The organism is Pedobacter sp. HMWF019 (genome assembly GCF_003061025.1).
GTDB lineage: Bacteria > Bacteroidota > Bacteroidia > Sphingobacteriales > Sphingobacteriaceae > Pedobacter.
Genome location: NZ_QAIL01000317.1, coordinates 1 through 18,147 on the forward strand (window position 1 = coordinate 1; position 18,147 = coordinate 18,147).

An 18,147-nucleotide genomic window follows, 5' to 3' on the forward strand; every position below is an offset into this window, starting at 1 on the left:
GTCTCATACGCTATTTCCTTTTTAACAGCAAACTATTATCTTTGGCGCCAGCCTTGTTCTGGTAATCCTGCTATGTCAATTTTGCGTGCGTTCCTTATCTGTTTTTTTCTTGTATGCTGTTTTCAGATACTTTATGGTTTCCAAAAACCTGTAAAGCCAAAGCCTTCTGTTCTGGATATTAATGCCTATGAAAAGTTAGTTGTTCATTACCGTTATAATAAACCCGATTCTGCCCTGTTTTTTGCAAATCTTGGGATGGATCTTGCAAAAAGGACTAAAGATGAAGAAGGTGTAGCCAGGATGCTCAACCAGATGGGCATGATTGATGATAATTCTGGTAACGCCGAGTCTTCGAGACAGCGTTATCTGGAAGCACTTGAAATTTACAAACGTCTCCATAATTATAAAGGAATTGTTAAAGAGAATATCCGACTGGGTGTTGTAGAAAACAGGAAAGGTAATTCGGCTGCAGCCATTCCTTATTTTCTTCAGGCATTAAAGATAAGTGAGCAAAATAAGGATAAGAGCGGAATTATGGAGTCATACATTACGCTTGGTGAAGTGTATGCTTTCCGCCATAATTACCAACGTGCAATCTCTTATTACAAGCAAGCTGAATCGATCGGCGCTACCCTCCCCTTTTCCAGCCTTAAGCTAAATACCTGTCTGAACTTTGGAACTGCCTACAGGGAAACTGGTGAGCTGTCTAAAGCCATTTATTACTTTGAAAAGGGTATCAGCCAAAGCGATTATCCAGAGATGATGGGGCTGAATATTTCACTTACCAATGGACTGGCCCAGGTATACGCAAAATCTGGAGCAATAGCAAAAGCCATTGAACTTCAGAAGGGGGCCTTACTGAAATCGAGAAAGATCAGTAATAGCCTCCGGGAATTCCAGAGCCTGATGGCACTTGCAGAAAGCTATGGAACTTCTCACCCGGCAATAGCACTAAATTATCTTCAGCAAGCACTGACTGTGGGACAAACTAAAAAAGCCAATAAACAGATTCTTGAAGCCTTATCACATATTGCCGCCCTTTATGAAAAATCGGGAGATTACAATGCCGCATATCTGGCAAGGACCAGGCAATATAACATCGCCGACAGTTTTTACTTCAAGGACATCTCCATTAAAATATCCAATTTGCAGGCGCAATACGAACTTACCAAATCTCAGGCCAAGGTTGAACAACTGAAGTTTGTAAATAGCAAACAATTGCTCGAACAAAAAATTATGTTCTGGATTATATCAGGTAGTATAGCCTTACTGCTGATCCTTGGTGCTTACTATTTTAAAATCAGGAACTTGAACCGGCTCATGAACAAAGCCAATACAGATCTTATACAGTCGAACAATGTAAAAGACAAGCTGTTTTCCATTCTTGGGCACGATTTGAAAAGTCCGCTGGGTTCCATTCTCAGCTTTCTGGAATTGGTAAACAGAGGCTGGTTATCTGAAGAGGAAAAAACCCTCATGCTCAGTAAGCTGGAATCACAGTGCAGTACGACACTGGATACGCTAAATCTTATTTTGCACTGGGGGCAAATGCAATTAAAAGGGGTTATGATCCAACAGAGTAATGTCAGTCCGGAAAAGATAATCAACCGCAATGTTTTGCTGCTGAAGGAAATGGCTACGCAGAAATCAATCTCTATTGAACAAGATATCGAACCAGATTTGCAGGTTTTTTGTGATGCAGATCATCTGGATTTTCTGGTTCGCAATATTTTATCTAATGCCATAAAATTTACGCCCATTGGAGGGATCATCCATATATCTGTACAGGCTTATCAAAACGATCAGGTAATTTTCGAGGTCAGGGATAGTGGAATCGGGATAGAACCTTCGCGTTTAGAATCTATATTTAGCCTAAACAATGTAAGTACTGTGGGTACGAATAATGAAAAAGGAACCAGTCTTGGTCTTGTTGTCTGTAAAGAATTTATTAATGCTAATGCAGGAAATATCTGGGTAGAAAGTACAATTGGTGAGGGTTCGAAATTCTTTTTCACGCTCCAAAGAACACAGATCAAACAACAGTAAGTTAGCATAATCTGTAAGAACATTATATATCTGAATAATCTGCCGGATACAGGAATTTAGTGTCATTTCTTGATACATTGTGCTGATATTCTGGCATAGCAGATAGTTTTTTCCAGTACGCATCGGCAGAGAAGGTTTTCCAGTGGGACTCGCGGTCTGCCTTGTTCTCGAAAGCAGTTAAGTACATCAGGTTAGGCATGCGGGCACCAGAAATAACTTCTGCATAAAAGATTGCATTAAAACCTAGCCTTTTAAATAACCCAATCTCATCTCCTTTATTGAACATGCTGACCTTATTTTCATAATACTTTTCAGTCGGTCCTTCATAACTTCTCAATTCATAAACACGCTCCTTAGCAGGAGATTTCAATTGTGGCAGGTCGAAACGGGGCGCTCCTTCAAATGCCATCAACAAAATAGACTCTATACGATCAAATGGTGCATTGTTATATGCTGCATTTAGATATTCATTACCATCAGTTATATACCGCTGGTCTTTTGCTAGTTTTTGTTCCAGGTTTACCACATCACTCCAGCTTTTGAATGGGATAAATACGTAAACCAATCGTTCAGCATTTACAGCCTGCTCTTCCGAAATCACAGGTTTGAATACCCCAATTTTATTAAATTTAATGCGATGTAAAGCCGGCAAATAGGCATTCTTTAGATAAGCATCCAATTGTTTTTCCTGGTCAACTGATTTCAAGTGATAAATCTTGATTTGATATAGGTCTCTAGTCTTTTGTGCAGAACTGGAGAGACTGCTCAAAAAAGGCAGCAGCATTAATCCATAAATGAACGTTTTTAAATTTAATTGTTTCATCATTACTTCAATTTGTTTTAAATATAGCTTGAATGTTCCATTGATCAGATTTTTCTTAAATTTACTATTCTAAAATGGGCAATTCTTTTTGATGATTAAATCTATTAGACAGCTACACGCCAAATTGATCGGTAGTAATGCTTGCACAACACTCCAGGCCAGGATATTTCATGAAGTAAGTGTGATTGCTATGGTGGGGCTTCCTTTGGCATTGCTGGTAAATATTTTCATAAATGTGCCACTGGTCAATTTGGTACTTTCAGCGGCCTGGATTGTAATTGTAGCACTGTACATTAATTCCAGGTATTTTGGGAGGCTGTGGCTTAGCTTCATTTTATTTAGTGCGGGCACGAGCATTCTAATGATATTCAATTACTTCATCAATTCAGGCATACATGGTCCGACATTAATACTCTTTCTCCTCTCTCTGGTTTTTATATTGTTGATAATGCCTACCCGGCAATATATATTTTGGATACTTATCAATGTGAGTATTGTTGGTGGTTTATTGTTAATTGAATATTATAACAGTGGATTTATCAAAGTTTCCTATGCAAAACGTAGCGATTTGTTCCTGGACATAGCAACAACTTATTTATCTGTAGTGGTCTGTATAGGTGCGGTACTTTCTTACCTGATCAACAGTTATCAGCGAGAAAAGGATAATGCGGAGAAGGCTTCCCTGGCTTTAAAAGAAGCCAACGACTCGAAGACCCGGTTGTTATCTATTTTGTCTCATGATCTGCGTTCTCCGCTCAATTCTATTTCCAGTTTCCTGGAAATTCTCCATAGCTATGGATTATCGCCAGAGGAACGCCACTTTCTGGAAAGAAGTCTGCTCAATGAGACAAAAAACACGCAGGTAATGTTGCATAATTTATTGAACTGGACAAAATCTCAAATGGATGGAGGTACCAGTGTAAATATGGTGAGACTGAACCTGTCTGAAGTGGTCTCCGCCTGTTTGCTTGTACAACAGGGATCAGCAGATATCAAAACTGTAGGGATTAGTGTGAATATTGATCCGTCAATTGAACTCGATGCGGATCTGGACATGCTTAAATTGGTGATCAGGAACCTGATAAATAATGCAATAAAATTCACTTCCCCAGGTGGGGAAATCCAGATTTCCAGTTCTTGTGTTTCCGGCCATGTCAAGTTGCATATTATGGATAATGGTGTGGGTATACCTACGGAAAGGCAGCAAGAGCTTTTTAAGCTCAATGCCGCATCTACGTACGGCACAAGCAATGAAAAGGGTGTTGGCCTGGGCTTGATCTTATGTAAAGAGTATACCGAGATGCAGAATGGCAGGATCAGTTTTAGCAGTGTACCTGGCAATGGGACAACTTTCACCTTAGAATTTTTAGATGCAAATGGTGACTTACCTACCGATGTTTTGGCTAAACTAAACACAGATTTGGCTAAATCATACTGAATAAACCAGCGCATCTTTGTATGAACTAAAGAAAAACAATTATGTGTATATTCGTTACAGGGGCTACGGGCTTCATTGGTACTGCCATAGTGCAGGAGTTAATAGATGCTGGTCACCAGGTATTGGGTTTGGCACGTTCAGAGGCTTCGGTTGAAAAGTTTTGAAAAGAATAATGTGCTGCACCTGCCAGAAGGCTGGATGATCCTGATCCATCCGGATTTTTTATGGAACACACTGCTGGCTAAAACCATCAAGCAATATGAATTCTTCAGTTACTCGGTTTATGAGGCGCTATATTTGTCCGATAAGGAAGAAACAATACTCACCTCTAAAGGTTCTACCAACGCCAGTTCATTACCCGCAAGATCGTCAACCATGAGGTTCTGTCCAAGCTGGAAGATTTACTCGATAATTACTTTAACAGCGGCGCGCTTGCAAAAAAAGGCCTGCCCAGTGTCACTTATATTGCCGAGAGCTTAAATATCTCACCAGGTTATTTGAGCAGCTTGTTAAAATCTTTGACCGGCCAGAATATGCAGCAACATTTGCACAACAAGTTGATCGAACTGGCCAAAGAGAAACTCTCAACGACTCATCTTTCTGTTAGCGAAATCGCCTACGAATTGGGTTTTGAGCATTTACAATCCTTTAGCAAACTTTTCAAGTCCAAGACCAGCCTCTCGCCGCTGGAGTTCCGGCATTCTTTTAATTGAAAAATACATTGCGCTCTTCCTTCGGTTATATGGATAACTTTAGATATACGCAGGTATAAAAAACGAACCGGCCTAGGCCGGTTCGAAATTACATTTAAGATGGTTAAAAAGAAATTACTTGAGCAGCACTTTTCTTACCGCTTTGTTGTTCGCATCAAGGATATAGATATTGCCATCTTTATCTACAGCCAGATCATTCATGGATCCAATTTTAGCGCTGGTCAATGTTCCATCGGCAAAACCTCGGGTCACTTTAAATAAAGTGGATACAGCTTTGGTGTCGATGTCAATTTCCCTGATGGCATAATTATTCCCATCTCCAGCAATCATTTTACCGTTGCCAAACAGGGCCAGGCCACCTTCAATTCCGTTAAATCTCGCAGCCAACCCTATTCCATCTACATAACCCGCCTCAGAAGAGCCAAATCTTACCATATCATTCGGATTTGCCGGGTTCAATTTGGAAATGGCATTGTTACTGTTGGCCCCCTGATCAACGAAATAGACTCCTCCTGTAGCATCTACCACAGTACGGGAGTTTGGCCATAAAGGACCAGTAACTTTTGAATAGCTACCGCCAGCATTTACCCGGTTCATCCCTGCACCAAAACCATAAATATTTGCATACATATTTCCATCAGCATCAAAAGTCATTAAACATGCTGCAAAGCCTGAAGCGTAAACCGTATTTTGACCTGACGGGGTGATCTTCCTAATCTCCCTACTGGACTGATCTGATACATAAATATTATTTTGCTTGTCGATCACAATTCCATAAGGTGCACCAAAAGTTACAATTGAACCGTTTGATGTTAGGGTACTCACCGCGCCGTCCGGAGTAATTTTCTTCACCACTTTATTTGCTGCGTCTACCACATAGACGTTGCCGTTATTGTCTAAAGCCATTGAAGTCATACCACTACCAAAATTGCTGCTGCTTGGCCCTCCGGCAAGGGTAATTATTCCAGCTCTTCTGAATTCCTGAGGTGCTAAAGCTTCTTGTCCGCCTACAACAACCTTTAAATTTCCTGTACTCAATCCGGCTGGGGCATCCAGCACGAGGACATTTTCTGTTGCAGTTTTTACCATGGCCTGTACCCCATTAAAATACACCTTGTTATTGGCCGCAATGGTACTAAATCCAGATCCATTAATGGTGACGGTAGTTCCGGCTAAACCATTATCAGGGCTCACAGAAGAAATTCCCAGGTTTTGATCTTTGAATTGTGGCCCGTTCGTTACCTGGTCATTGACCACTACTTTTACCACTCCACTGCCGGTTCCTCCTGGCACAACAAGCTTGATCTGGATTGCATTAACAGATTGAATGGGAACAGGAACGTCATTAATAAATACCTTATTTTCATCCAGTATGGGACTAAACAAAGCACCAGAAATCGTCATTTGGGATCCCTTTGGCCCGCTCAATGGCGTAACGATCTGGATGGATGGTGGTGCAACAACCGTAAATATTGGTCCCGAAAGTTTTTGCTGGTTGATGATCACCGATAGTGGCCCTGTGGCCACCTGATCTGGTGCAATGACCAGGAGGTGGTCTGCAGCCGCTTCTTTTATAACCGCCGTTTTACCATTAAATTGTACGGTATTTCCGGCAATTAATTCTTCAAAACCAGCTCCATTAATCCTAACAACCGTACCCGTACCACCGGTAAGTGGTTTAATACTGCTAATGACCTGAAATTTAAAGCTTTTTCCAGAGGCTTCTTTTCCGTCAATTTTCACCATCACCGGCCCTGATCCGGCACCCTCAGGAACTTCTGCAATCAGGAAGGTATCTGCTGCCGTAATGACAACTGCAGCTTTTCCGTTTACAAAAACCTGGGCTGGTTGCTGCAGACTACCAAAACCAGCACCTGAAATGGTAATATGCGTGCCTGCACCTCCGTTTGAAGGACTAATTGCAGTAACGCTCAATTCCTGGTAGGTATAATTTCCGACCTTGATCTGCTCGTCATTTACCTTCAGGCTAAGTTCTCCTGTATGGCCATTTAATGGGGCCCTCAATACAATCTCCTTTGAGGTTACACTAACGACATCTGCATTTGTACCTGCAAAGGTTGCAGATACCTTATCCGGACTTTCACCAAATCCTGTTCCCTGAATGGTGACCAGCGTTCCCTGGTTACCACTGTTCGGATAATATTCCGTTACAGTAAGTGGTACTTTAGTTATTTCCGTATGGTCTTTTTTACAGCTGCCGGTCAATAGAATAACTAAGGCAAGCAGTGTAAATAAAGCTGTTTCAAGTTTAATTTTTCTTTGGTAATTCATATGATATATCATGTTTCGATGGATCTCCGTAATTAAAAGGTATACCTTGCCCCTAGCTGTACCTGTGCCCTTGAACCATAGTAGTCGATACTATAGGGTTTACCAGGATTAATAAATTCATATACCGGATAGCTACCCGAATTTTGTGCAGGCGGGAACAACGTTGGTGTTAAGCCAACACTGGATGTTGAATTAAAGGTATTCGGCGAGAAATACTGAACACCCCATGTTTTGCTGATCAGGTTCGTTAAATTTACTATATCGGCAGTAAGGGTAATAAATTGCTTACCCCCGGCTTTCATAAAAAAGTCGTGCGAGATATGCAGATCTGCCTGCACATTCCATGGGGTACGGCCTTTATTGCGTTCTGTAAATGCTCCTCTCCTGTTTTTCAGATACGCATCTGCGTCTATAAATTGGTTAAAGGCTTCTGCCTGCTGGGCAGCTGTTGAACTGAAATTGTTCTGAAAGTAACGGATTGCCTCATCCCGTGCTGGGATATAAGCCAGACTGACCTGCTGTGGTAACCCCTGGATACTGTTATTTACGATCCCATAAGTAAAAGGACTGCCCGATTGTGCGCTAAAGAACAAAGATACGTTGGTTTTTCCTGCTTTAGACCAGACCTTATTGTAGCTGATATTGGCAACAATACGGCTGCGAATGTCGAAATTGCTATTGGCCAATACGGGGTTATTGGGAACCAGCGACTGGTTCAATTGCCAGTTGGATTCCATAGAATTCCTAACCCCGTTACTCAGGTCTTTAGATTGCCCATAGGTATAGGCCAAAGAGAACTGGAATTGCTGCTCAATGCTTTTACTCACACTACCGGTTAAACCATACCGATAGCCTTTACTCGTATTGCTCAGCAGATAACTGTTGGAGAAACGTGGATCTACAGTACCACTGTAAACTGGCTGCTGCTGGTTCTTATCATAACCATAATAGGTAGGATTGTCCTGTACGTTCAGCTGCTGGAACAATACATCTTTAAGGTTCTTGGTATAGATACCTTCCAATGTAAATTTCCACTGACTTTCTGTGGTATAATCCACACCTATACTGGCCCGCATCACTTGTGGCATCACGAAGTTATTGTCGATTAGATCTACCTGGGTCTTACCACTATTCGGGTTATTCAGTACGGCCCCATTTTGCTGGATAAAATTGCCAATCCCGTTAACACCACCTTGTAAAGGATTACTACCTGGTACAAATGGTTTTTGATCCCTTTTCTGGTCAAACCCACCAAAACTATCACCAGTATTATAATAGGCATAAGCCAGCCAGGCCATTGGGATCCGGCCCGTAAATAGCCCCGCTCCCCCTCTTAAAATCAGACTTTGATCGCCATTCCAGTCGTACCTGAAACCAACCCTTGGAGAGATCTGTACTTTGTTTAAAAACTTGTTTTCAATCCGGCTTAATGGCGTATACTGATAAGTCCGTCCGAAATAAGGATCTGCCAGTGCATTTTGCGTTTTTTCACTCAATGTTGGCATTTCAGGTAAATATGCCATATCGGCCCTTAGTCCTGGAATTACCTTCAGTTTGTCGGACACCCGAATTTCATCCTGAAAATACAAGCTGTACATGTTCATGTTGAACTTTGCCGCAGGGTTGTCCAGCAGGTAATCACGGGTGTTGTTCCCATAACTGTAGGCACCGCGCACGCGATAAGGGTTATTGCTCAAATAATCTTCAATACTCAGGTAATCTACACGTCCGTTCCAGGCATTTACAAAACCGTAAGTGATGTTGTAAAGCTCGTTGTGTGTACCCAAAGTGAGCGTATGCTTGCCGATGTTATAGCTCAGGTTGGCGGTGAGTTCCAGCGTGCGCTGTTTCATATCAAAAATACTGGCCTCCCGATCGGTTCCCAGGTAAATTGTAGTTCCCGGTGTACGGCCCGCAATCTGTACCTGTGGCAAACTCGGGTCACCCATCGGATGCCTGGAGTCGTTAACGGCAGTATAACCTACCAATAGGTTTCCTGAAAGCTGGTTGCTAAAACGGCCTTTCAATTCGGCAACAGTAGAGCTCTGGTTGTTCTTTTGTAAAAAGGCCATACTGCTGAACCTGAAATCCTGCTGGTCGCGGTCCATATGTGATGCTTCCGAAATGATGGTGTTGTTACGTATGGCCAGCTGAAATTTATCATTAATATTCCAATCCAGCCGGTTAAAGAATTTCACTGATTTAGCATAGGTATTAAAATCGCCCGCAGTGCCGGCTTTCATATAATTGGCTGCTGAAATTGCAGCTGCATCGGCAGCGGATAAAATATGGCTCGTCTCAGCTGATCCTGCCAGCAACTGCTGAGGATCTTGCCTGTGCGTAATCTCCTCATTACTGAAGAAAAACAGTTTATCTTTTATAATGGGGAACCCTACGCGAAAACCGGTCTGATAATCATAGAAATCGCTGTTCATTTTACCCAGTGAACCTACTCTGTCTTTACCGGTAAGACTTGCATTTCTCCCAAATCCGTATACCGAACCACTCAACATATTTGTTCCGCTTTTGGTTACGGCATTCACAGATCCCCCGGTGAAATTACCGATCTTTACATCATAAGGTGCCAGGTAAACCTGCATGTCTTCAATCGCATCTAAGGAAATGGGGTTGGTCCTGGTGGAGCTTCCTGCCATACCAGAAGTTCCGGACTGTCCGCCCAGAGAAGGACTAAAACCAATTGCATCATTATTGATGGCACCATCTATGGTGACGTTGTTGTAACGGAAGTTGGCGCCACCAAAACTATTGTCTTTACTGGCTTGCGGCACCAATCGGGTAATGTCTGTAATACTGCGGGAAACTGTCGCCATATTCTTCACCTGATCAGCGCTGATGTTTTTCCCCGACCCATAATTGCTGGCCTGAGGGCCTCTTCTGGTCGCTTTAATGGCGACTTCAGCGAGTTGCTCTGATTGATCGGAAAGTGCAAAATTCAAGGTGACAGCGGCACCAAGCCTGATCGTTACACCTTCCTTGCTGTCGCTTTTCATACTGATCATTGCGGCAGTCACACGATAAGGGCCGCCAATACGCAGGTTGGGTAAATAGTAACGCCCTTTTTGATCTGCAGAAGTTGCATATTTGGTGCCAGACGGTTGGTGAATGGCAATGACGGAGGCTCCAGGTAAAGGGAATCCCTTTCCGTCTAAGATGGTACCATTCAAGGTACCGCTGGTTTCCTGTGCCATAGCCACAAATGGCAACCATAGCAGAAGCAGGAAACTGATTTGTTTAAGTATTTTATGTAAGGTCATTTCTGAAATCTTATGTCTTTGGATTACTGTGTGATTTTTAAAACCTGATCAATGGAATGCATCACGCCGTTTCCGCTGAGCACATCTTGCCTGATCAAGTTTACAGATGAAGTATTGCCTGTACCGAGCAAAGTAATTCCTTTAAAGTCACCCGGAACCTGAGGATCCGGGACCAGCGTTACCTTCAAAGAATTGCCATCCATCATGGCCTGTTCGCTGGAAAGGGATGTTCCGGAAGTCAGCACATAGTCGTAAATGAACCTGCGGTTTGTCAAAATATGATACTTCACAATGGTGCTCAGGGTATTGACTTCCATTTTATTGATGTCCTCTACAGTGGCAAGTCCATAGCTTTCCATTGCCGCGTTAACCGGTGCAAAAACCGTAAAACTGGCTTTGCCATCTAAGGTTGATAAAAGGCCTGAACGTTTTAAGGCCTGGTAAAACAGACTTAAGTTGCGATCAGATGCGATGGATTCACTAACAAGTTCGTGCACATAAGGTTCAAGCACCCTGTTGGTTACTTGTATCAATCCATTTGTTGCCTTAATATTCTGGCTAATTACACGGGAACCGTTTAAGGTTAAAATGGTATCCTGTCCCTTAATCCACCGGGTTGCAAACAATTTACCCCCGTTCGAAGAACGGATCTCCTGGTTAAATAAAAAGGGCAGTTTATTCAGCTCATAAGTACCACGCAGGACATGATAGTTCATAATCGAAGTAATCCTTGCCGGAGGTGCAGATAGGATACTTACAGTAGACGGAAAACCGGCCAGTCCAAATGCGGCATCGGAAGGTGCAATGACTGTAAACGGTCCTTTTTCCAGCATTAAGGTATTAAGTCCGCTCTGTCTTAAACCAGTACTGAAAATGGAAAGGTTGAAATTATCAGCAATAACAGCGCTAATCGTTCCATTGATGCTTTCTGGTTCTTTGACTTCCTTTTTACAGCTCAATAAGCTCATGGTAGAACTGAACAACAGCAAAGCGGTGATTATATTTTTTAAATGTCTCATTTCTATTTGATCTGGGTCGACTGGATGATGGGTCAAAACTTAAATTCTTTTGTGGGAATTAACCGGTCTATAACATGAATAGGCCCCATAAGGGTATTGATTTGTTCAACAACAGTGGCGGCCGGATGGGGAGATTGTTTTGCTTTCACCAATGTTCTTCCATTGGCGTCACGTCCAAAATCCAAAGGCATCTTGTAGGCTTTCAAACCAACATCCTGACTAACCATGACATTGAAATCTGATAAATTCTCGTTGGTAAAGTCGTTTACATAAAAAACCATCTGGTTGTAGTCTTTTGAGTAATCGGAATATGGAATGAATTGAATCCCAAATCGGTTTAACGCAAGAAGGCTGTCTGCGGCATATCCACCTACCATCTTATACGTATCTAAATCCAGATAAGGTCTTGGCCTGCTGTTATTAAACGCAATCAGAGCATCCAGGTCCGGAAATCCTGACTGATGAAAAACAGCATCCGTTGGTGCAAAAATGGTAGTGAGGTCTATATTGACATTCTCCCCAAAAGGGTCGTATCTAAGTACCCATCCCTTTGAATAGGGATCTCTGGGGTAAATTCCATAGGAATCTTCCAGCCACAACTGGTCCAGCGTTTCCAGCATGCCCAGGTACATCCCAAAACGCCCGTCTTCCTGCAGAGCACTTAACATCGTTTTGGTGGGTTTATGCAATACCTTATTTACAGGCCATAAAGTTCCATCCTTTGCCAGAACTGCCGGTAGTTTTCCGCTTTTCTGACCGTTAACCATTAGTTCGCCATTTAAGATACCCAGATATTGCCGGTACGCGTAGACGTCAAACCTATTTTGGACCTCAACAGCACGTACCCTCAGGTTTTCGTTTTTCAGCATAGAATGGCCCATTGAACTACCCAATTTCGACTCTACTCCTTTTGGATCGAAGGTCCCGACAATGGTATGGTAAAGCAAGATGCTGTCCAGCAATCTCGGTTCCATGCTGTTTATGGCCGATAAGGTTAATCCATCAGCAATAAAAGCTTCGTCGGTTGGCACAAGTAAAGTATGCGGGACATTCTTTCCTTCTGCATTCAACAGGCTTTCCATATTGCTCCTGTGCCATGCGGCCTTAAACAAGGTGTAGGAAGAGGCATTCATGGCCTCTTTAAGTGTCAGGGTCAGTTCCTCATGAGGTATTTTTTCACCCTCCGTTACGGCTTTATATTCTTCCTTCCGGCAAGATGCCAATGCAATCAGCAACAAGCAAAAGGCAAATAATGTATGTCTGTTCATCTTTTTACTGTTAATTTTGTTTAAGTGCTTGTGTTGGCAAAACCAATATGCCTTGCAGGTCATGGACCAGACCGTTCTCTACAACGATATCTATACCCGACTGCAAACTGCTGGATACATTGGATATTTGGTCATAAGGATAATCTTTGGCAGTGGTAACCGATATGGCGTACGAAAAGACATTTCCGGGGAAACTTTTTGTACTGTTGATCCCGATATACCAGGAATCATTCTCCAGAGGTATATTGAAATTACTTTCACTTTCGTTGACCACACTTAATACCCGGAAATCTGAAATAAACAGGTGTCTCTTTTTCAAAATATACACCCCAAACAAACGCTGTGCATAGTAAAGGGAAGGATCTAATCCGGCAATCATGGCTTCTGTTAATCCAGCGTTTTCGAACTCCTGGTTACTTGGCGCATAGACCGTAAAGGGACCGCCCTCTGCCAGCTGGTCCCATAAACCAAACTTTTTTAAACCGGATACGAAAATGCTGTATTGGGTACTTTTAGCCAGAAAGCTCTGTACGGTATTTCCCGGGCTCGATTTCATCACCCTGTTCAGCACATGCAATGCGCCATTGGAAAGGGTAATGTCCTTTCTGTTTACAAAAGAGCCGTTGAAATAAAGCTCGTTTACTGGATATGCACTGTTTCCCTTACTATAGCTGGCCAGGGAACAATAAACTTCTGTTCCGGCAAGTGTATGGTAACGGATATCGATGCCGTTTGTAGGTATATCCTGAAAAAGCAGACGCTGGGTAAGTACATGCCGCCTCACCAGGTGTTTCAGACTATCGGAGTTCATCCGGTCGAAATCTGTTGCTCTTTTGATGCCAATGGCATTGAAAGCTGCATTGTCTGGCACAAGTACAGTAAAGGAACCCTCTGCATTTAATTCTGCTGTTAGTCCTGATTTTTCTATTGCCGCAGCGAACAAGCTGAGGTCATAGTTATTTTTGATAAAATCGGCCGCTGGCCTGAAATTTTCATTTTCTTTCGTTACAATAAGATCATTATGTTTACATGCGTTCAAAACCGACAGTAAACTTGTCATAACCAGTAAAAAGAAAATGTGAAATGATTTTTTCCGTTTCATCTGTATTTTTAATTCAATTCATTAATAAACTGGTGGTGCATATTTCCTTTGAACGGTGGTCAGGTAAACATTTCCATTCACAATTTCAATCGTGTTGACTGTCGCAAAAGACCGCGGGTTATAGATTCCGGAGTGAATGTTGACAACCATATTGGGCAGTGTAGCCCCGTTGTCATTTGGCAGCTTTGTTTTACCATTGAGCACACAATTGATAGGTGCCCAGCTATTGTCATTATCCTGGGTATTAAAATTATAGGGTATGTTGTTGATGTCCATTCCCGGTGCCAGCAATTCAAAACGCTGCCACATATCTGTGGTGATCCCATTCGAGTCCCCATCGGCAAACAAAGGAAAACTGTAATACGGACTAACTTCAACGGTACTGGTATTCCTGGTGAGCGCAGCCATCAGCTTACGGTCGTACCCGGCAACAGCCGTTTTAAGTTCAGGTGCACCTTTGTATAGGGTATAAAATATATTCATCTGGTCTTTAATCCCATTGGCAAGTGCCCCTTTATCGAAATTTTTCCCATTCCCGGTTTTGGTAGCATTGTCTGTTTGCCAAAAGCCTTTTGAACTCATATTATAGAAGTTAACGTAGACTTCGGAATCCGAAAGAGAGAGTTTATGAAAGTTCTCTTTTCTTAATAAAATCCCATTTTCTTTAGTCGCGACGTCTTTTTGCAGCACATGCAGTGTATACACTTCTTTGCTGTCCAGTACCAAACTGGTATCAATCAGCACACTCTTTTTGTATTTGTCTTCCAGGCTAAAAAAAGGAATGGCATTTTTTGGTCTGAACATGAAAACCACCCTATGTTTACCGGAAGGTATTTGTGCCCAGCTGCTCAGGTCAAAGCCATTTACAACCGGCCCTACCAGCACATTTTGCCGGCCAGGGTATTCCGGATTGTTCACCGAACTGCCGTTACCGATATGCGAAGGATAAGGCGGCGCATAAGGATCACGCTGGTCCAGGTAATCTCCTTTAATTGCGGCACTGACTGGTATACCTTTTCCGTCCATGACCGGGTCGATCAGCATGGTCAGAAAAGGGATAGGCTCATCTTTATTTATAATCCCGATTTCGTAATTCAGGTTATTAAAAACCCTTAAATATGCGGGGTCATCAATTTTAGCATAGTTGATTTTTTTACACCCTGAAACCAACAACAGTAGTGTAAGTCCACAAAATCCTAAATATTTAATTTTTAATGCTAGCATAACTGTTTATTTATTGTGTTTCAGAACGATCATTTTTGCTCTCTGTGCGACGGGTGCCGAAGGATCGACACTGCCAATTAAAGCGATGGTGTAAATCCCAGACTCGTGATTTGGAAGCAGTCCCCTGACATATAGTTCCGGTCTGGCAATCAGGTTTTGGCCAGTTAACACAGGAATATCATCAGCCCATACCCCGGGCACGGTCGATGGAGAGGAACGGTACGCCATAAACTTGTATGGATTACTGTCGCGGTACAGACTTACATAAGGGTTTTCCGTAGGAAACGACCCTGGTGTAAGGTTATTTACGGCTGCAGGATTGATGGCATAATTGGCACCAAAGTCTTGTCCGTTATTGGTAGTAAAGGTCAGATACGGTAAATTACTCCTATTCAAAAAGCGGACACTTACGGGAAACTGTTGCAGATAACCGCTATTGGTGGCGTCGTCACTTCCTCCAATGTTAAACCTTCCACTCATGTCATTGGCAACTACGCTGATTTTCGCCTGCCCTTTCGCATCCCGGCAGACCCATAAACTGAGATTGGTATGTGCTTCCAGTTTCAGGTCGGTTGTTGCCAGCACAGTCCCGGTCGCATTTACCGCATCTATCTTATAATTTCCTGTGATTAAGGTTTGTTCCTCAGAATGCCCTCCGTACGGAATTGTAGCTCCAAGTGCCTGCCCATTACACAATAGTTTAATCTGATCTGTGCCTGCCAGTGCATGGATACCCTGCATTTTTGAATAGGTTGTATTCAGAGGTTCAGCCACATCAGTGATCAGACGGAAAGCGTTTTGATAGACCGACAGTTCTTCTCCCGTATTACTGAAACGATATGGAATCCTGAACTTGGACGGAGAAATTACAATGGTATACACACCGCCCGGTGCATAAGTTTTCATGGGTGCATAAGTGAGTTCTATATCCGGCCTCGGCGTTGCGGAGGTCATCTCATTGATAATTTGTGAAGTATTTGGTTCTATCAAACCATTGAAAATGGCCGAGACTTCGGTACCGGCTTTGGAAAGCACTTTGAACTGTATCGTTCCATAGGGTACCTCTATATAATCTGAGGCGGTACCCGGAAGAATTTGACTTGTTTTTTGGTTCACTAATGTGCCATCTGCCCAGGCCAGGCTCATTGGTCCTACCAGATCTTCTTCACCCTGTGTATGATTTACAGGAGCCGACAGATTGATGATCCTGATTTTAAAGCTGGCCGGATTTGCCGGAGCAGTAATGTCCCTTTTAAATTTTCTGGAAAGCGGACGTCCGTCATCTGGTATCCCTATTTCTGCAGTCGACTGCGTAAAATAGTAATCCATCGGCTGACTGGCGTCTTCTGCAACATCAACAGTTGCTTTACTGTTAAGACCGCCATAAGATCTCTCTTCTACCAGAAGGGAAGCTTTACCTTGTTTGAGCAGGTCTTGCGGGATATTCCAGGTTACACCTAATCTCCCGTTTTCAGGGAAATATTTGGTCCCGGGATATTTGCCGGTCATTGGATCGTTTACAGTCCGCACCACATAATTGGTCAATGTATCTCCGTTTACCTGTACCTGGTTATAACTTCCAAGGTTAACCACCCGTACAGTTGAGCTTTTGCGGCCATCGGTAACCGGTCGGTTGTCATACTCCACATTCTGCTTCTCCTTTTTGCAGGAAACAAGCAACAGCAGCATGCTAAAGGTTAATAACAGACTATTTTTAGATTGTTTGATCTCTTTCATCATTAAAACAAATTATAAGTGAACCCCATCATAATTTCACTACCCCGTTTATAAGAGCGGTTCAGGTACTTACTTCCGTACCATACCCCGCCTGTGCCAGGATTGGCATATACAGTCTCTATAGATGGGTTAAGCAGGTTTTTCACATACCCTTTAAATACCACGCGTTTTGTAATCCGCTGACTAAACACGAAATCCAGTACAGGTACAGGACGTGTATACAAATCAGGTTCTCCGGTAAGGTTGATCTGTACCAGTCTTTCTCCAACCATGTTAAATGTTCCTGTGAGACTTGTTCCGGACCTTTTATTGTCGTAGTTCAACCAGCCATTGATCGAATACGGGGCCTGTTCAAACAATGGACTGTTGTCTGGCGCGTGGCGGTCCAGCGAGCGGTTCGCTTCCAGTCTTGCTGGTGATTTTTTGATATCACTTTCTGCCAGCAGCAAGTTTGAACCCACATAGAAGTTTTTAAGAGGGTCCCATATGCGGCCGAGATCTTTCACAACTTCTAGTTCCAAACCCCAAACCTTACCGATGTTCGGATCGTTTTCAAACCTGATGGTAGGATATTCAGGATAGGTTGCCGCAAGGCCGCTGGTTTGTAAGTTAAATACTTTGTACAATTGGTTTTTTATGCGTTTACCAAATAGGGATACCGCAATGACCTCTCCGTTATTAGGGAACCACTCCCAGCGAAAATCAAGGTTCTGTGTGGATTGATTGATCAAATTGGGATTACCGACAACCAGTCCCATCTGGAACGCATCAAATTCAAAGACATTGGTGATTTCCCGGAGTTCCGGCCGTGCGAGGGTGGTGTTGTATCCGGCACGGAAATTCATGTTTTCTTTGTAATTGTAGGTGGCGTTTAAGGAATAGTAAGGTGTATATCCTACTTTGTAAACCGAGTTCGGACTCATTTGCGACAACGGGATTTTTGTGCCTCCGGCACCCGGTGCCGTTAGCTTAGGATCCAGAAAAACGTTGGCAGTATCCACTGCCGACTGGATGTTTGTGGTCTCAAAACGCACACCTCCCGTTATTCTCAGATCTTTGGTTATTTTTAAGTCGAGCATCGCATATCCGGCTTTTGTTTCAAAAAAGCCAGTATAATTGTTAGGGGACTTCTGACTATTGTAAAGAAAACCGCCTATCGGACCAGCACCTTCGGCACCGCCGGCAACGGGTGCATGAATGCCTACGATAT

At 42.9% G+C, this 18,147-nt stretch carries 12 protein-coding genes and 1 pseudogene; 4 read left to right on the top strand and 9 right to left on the bottom strand.

What is annotated here, in order from left to right; genetic code table 11:
* A partial coding sequence (locus DBR11_RS17755; protein ID WP_233260805.1) for a tetratricopeptide repeat protein occupies positions 1-2,046 on the top strand: 2,046 nt, incomplete at its 5' end.
* 22 nt (positions 2,047-2,068) lie between these two features.
* Here DBR11_RS17755 and DBR11_RS17760 read toward each other — a convergent pair.
* On the bottom strand, positions 2,069-2,872 hold the full coding sequence (locus DBR11_RS17760; RefSeq protein ID WP_108553985.1) for an NIPSNAP family protein: 804 nt from the start codon (positions 2,870-2,872) through the stop codon (positions 2,069-2,071).
* An 88-nt stretch (positions 2,873-2,960) separates the two neighbouring features.
* On the opposite strand from DBR11_RS17760, the gene DBR11_RS17765 reads away from it, so the two are divergent.
* The 3 genes and pseudogenes from DBR11_RS17765 to DBR11_RS17775 all read left to right on the top strand — a co-directional run.
* Complete coding sequence (locus tag DBR11_RS17765; protein ID WP_108553986.1) at positions 2,961-4,307, top strand: sensor histidine kinase KdpD; 1,347 nt, start codon at positions 2,961-2,963, stop codon at positions 4,305-4,307.
* 41 nt (positions 4,308-4,348) lie between these two features.
* Positions 4,349-4,471, top strand: a complete 123-nt coding sequence (locus DBR11_RS17770; protein WP_233260806.1) for an NAD-dependent epimerase/dehydratase family protein — start codon at positions 4,349-4,351, stop codon at positions 4,469-4,471.
* 28 nt (positions 4,472-4,499) lie between these two features.
* A pseudogene (locus DBR11_RS17775) lies at positions 4,500-5,020 on the top strand (helix-turn-helix domain-containing protein); the annotation flags it as partial.
* A gap of 114 nt (positions 5,021-5,134) precedes the next feature.
* Here DBR11_RS17775 and DBR11_RS17780 read toward each other — a convergent pair.
* The 8 genes from DBR11_RS17780 to DBR11_RS30220 all read right to left on the bottom strand — a co-directional run.
* Entirely contained in the window at positions 5,135-7,312 is a 2,178-nt protein-coding gene (locus DBR11_RS17780) for an IPT/TIG domain-containing protein (protein ID WP_158275319.1), read from the bottom strand.
* A gap of 32 nt (positions 7,313-7,344) precedes the next feature.
* The gene (locus DBR11_RS17785) at positions 7,345-10,587 is read right to left on the bottom strand and encodes a TonB-dependent receptor (protein ID WP_108553988.1); all 3,243 of its coding nucleotides are present in this window, start codon (positions 10,585-10,587) and stop codon (positions 7,345-7,347) included.
* A gap of 23 nt (positions 10,588-10,610) precedes the next feature.
* Positions 10,611-11,606: a fasciclin domain-containing protein gene (locus DBR11_RS17790; RefSeq protein ID WP_108553989.1), complete on the bottom strand. Its 996-nt coding sequence runs from the start codon at positions 11,604-11,606 to the stop codon at positions 10,611-10,613.
* A gap of 32 nt (positions 11,607-11,638) precedes the next feature.
* Complete coding sequence (locus tag DBR11_RS17795) at positions 11,639-12,874, bottom strand: fasciclin domain-containing protein (protein ID WP_158275320.1); 1,236 nt, start codon at positions 12,872-12,874, stop codon at positions 11,639-11,641.
* A 10-nt stretch (positions 12,875-12,884) separates the two neighbouring features.
* On the bottom strand, positions 12,885-13,976 hold the full coding sequence (locus tag DBR11_RS17800) for a fasciclin domain-containing protein (RefSeq protein WP_108553991.1): 1,092 nt from the start codon (positions 13,974-13,976) through the stop codon (positions 12,885-12,887).
* A gap of 21 nt (positions 13,977-13,997) precedes the next feature.
* A complete protein-coding gene (locus DBR11_RS17805; RefSeq protein WP_108553992.1) occupies positions 13,998-15,200 on the bottom strand; it encodes a hypothetical protein in 1,203 nt (400 codons plus the stop codon).
* A 6-nt stretch (positions 15,201-15,206) separates the two neighbouring features.
* Positions 15,207-16,940, bottom strand: a complete 1,734-nt coding sequence (locus DBR11_RS17810) for a DUF4397 domain-containing protein (protein WP_108553993.1) — start codon at positions 16,938-16,940, stop codon at positions 15,207-15,209.
* The coding region (locus DBR11_RS30220) for a TonB-dependent receptor domain-containing protein (RefSeq protein WP_233260807.1) at positions 16,940-18,147 on the bottom strand (1,208 nt) is incomplete at its 5' end. The genes DBR11_RS17810 and DBR11_RS30220, both read right to left, overlap by 1 nt.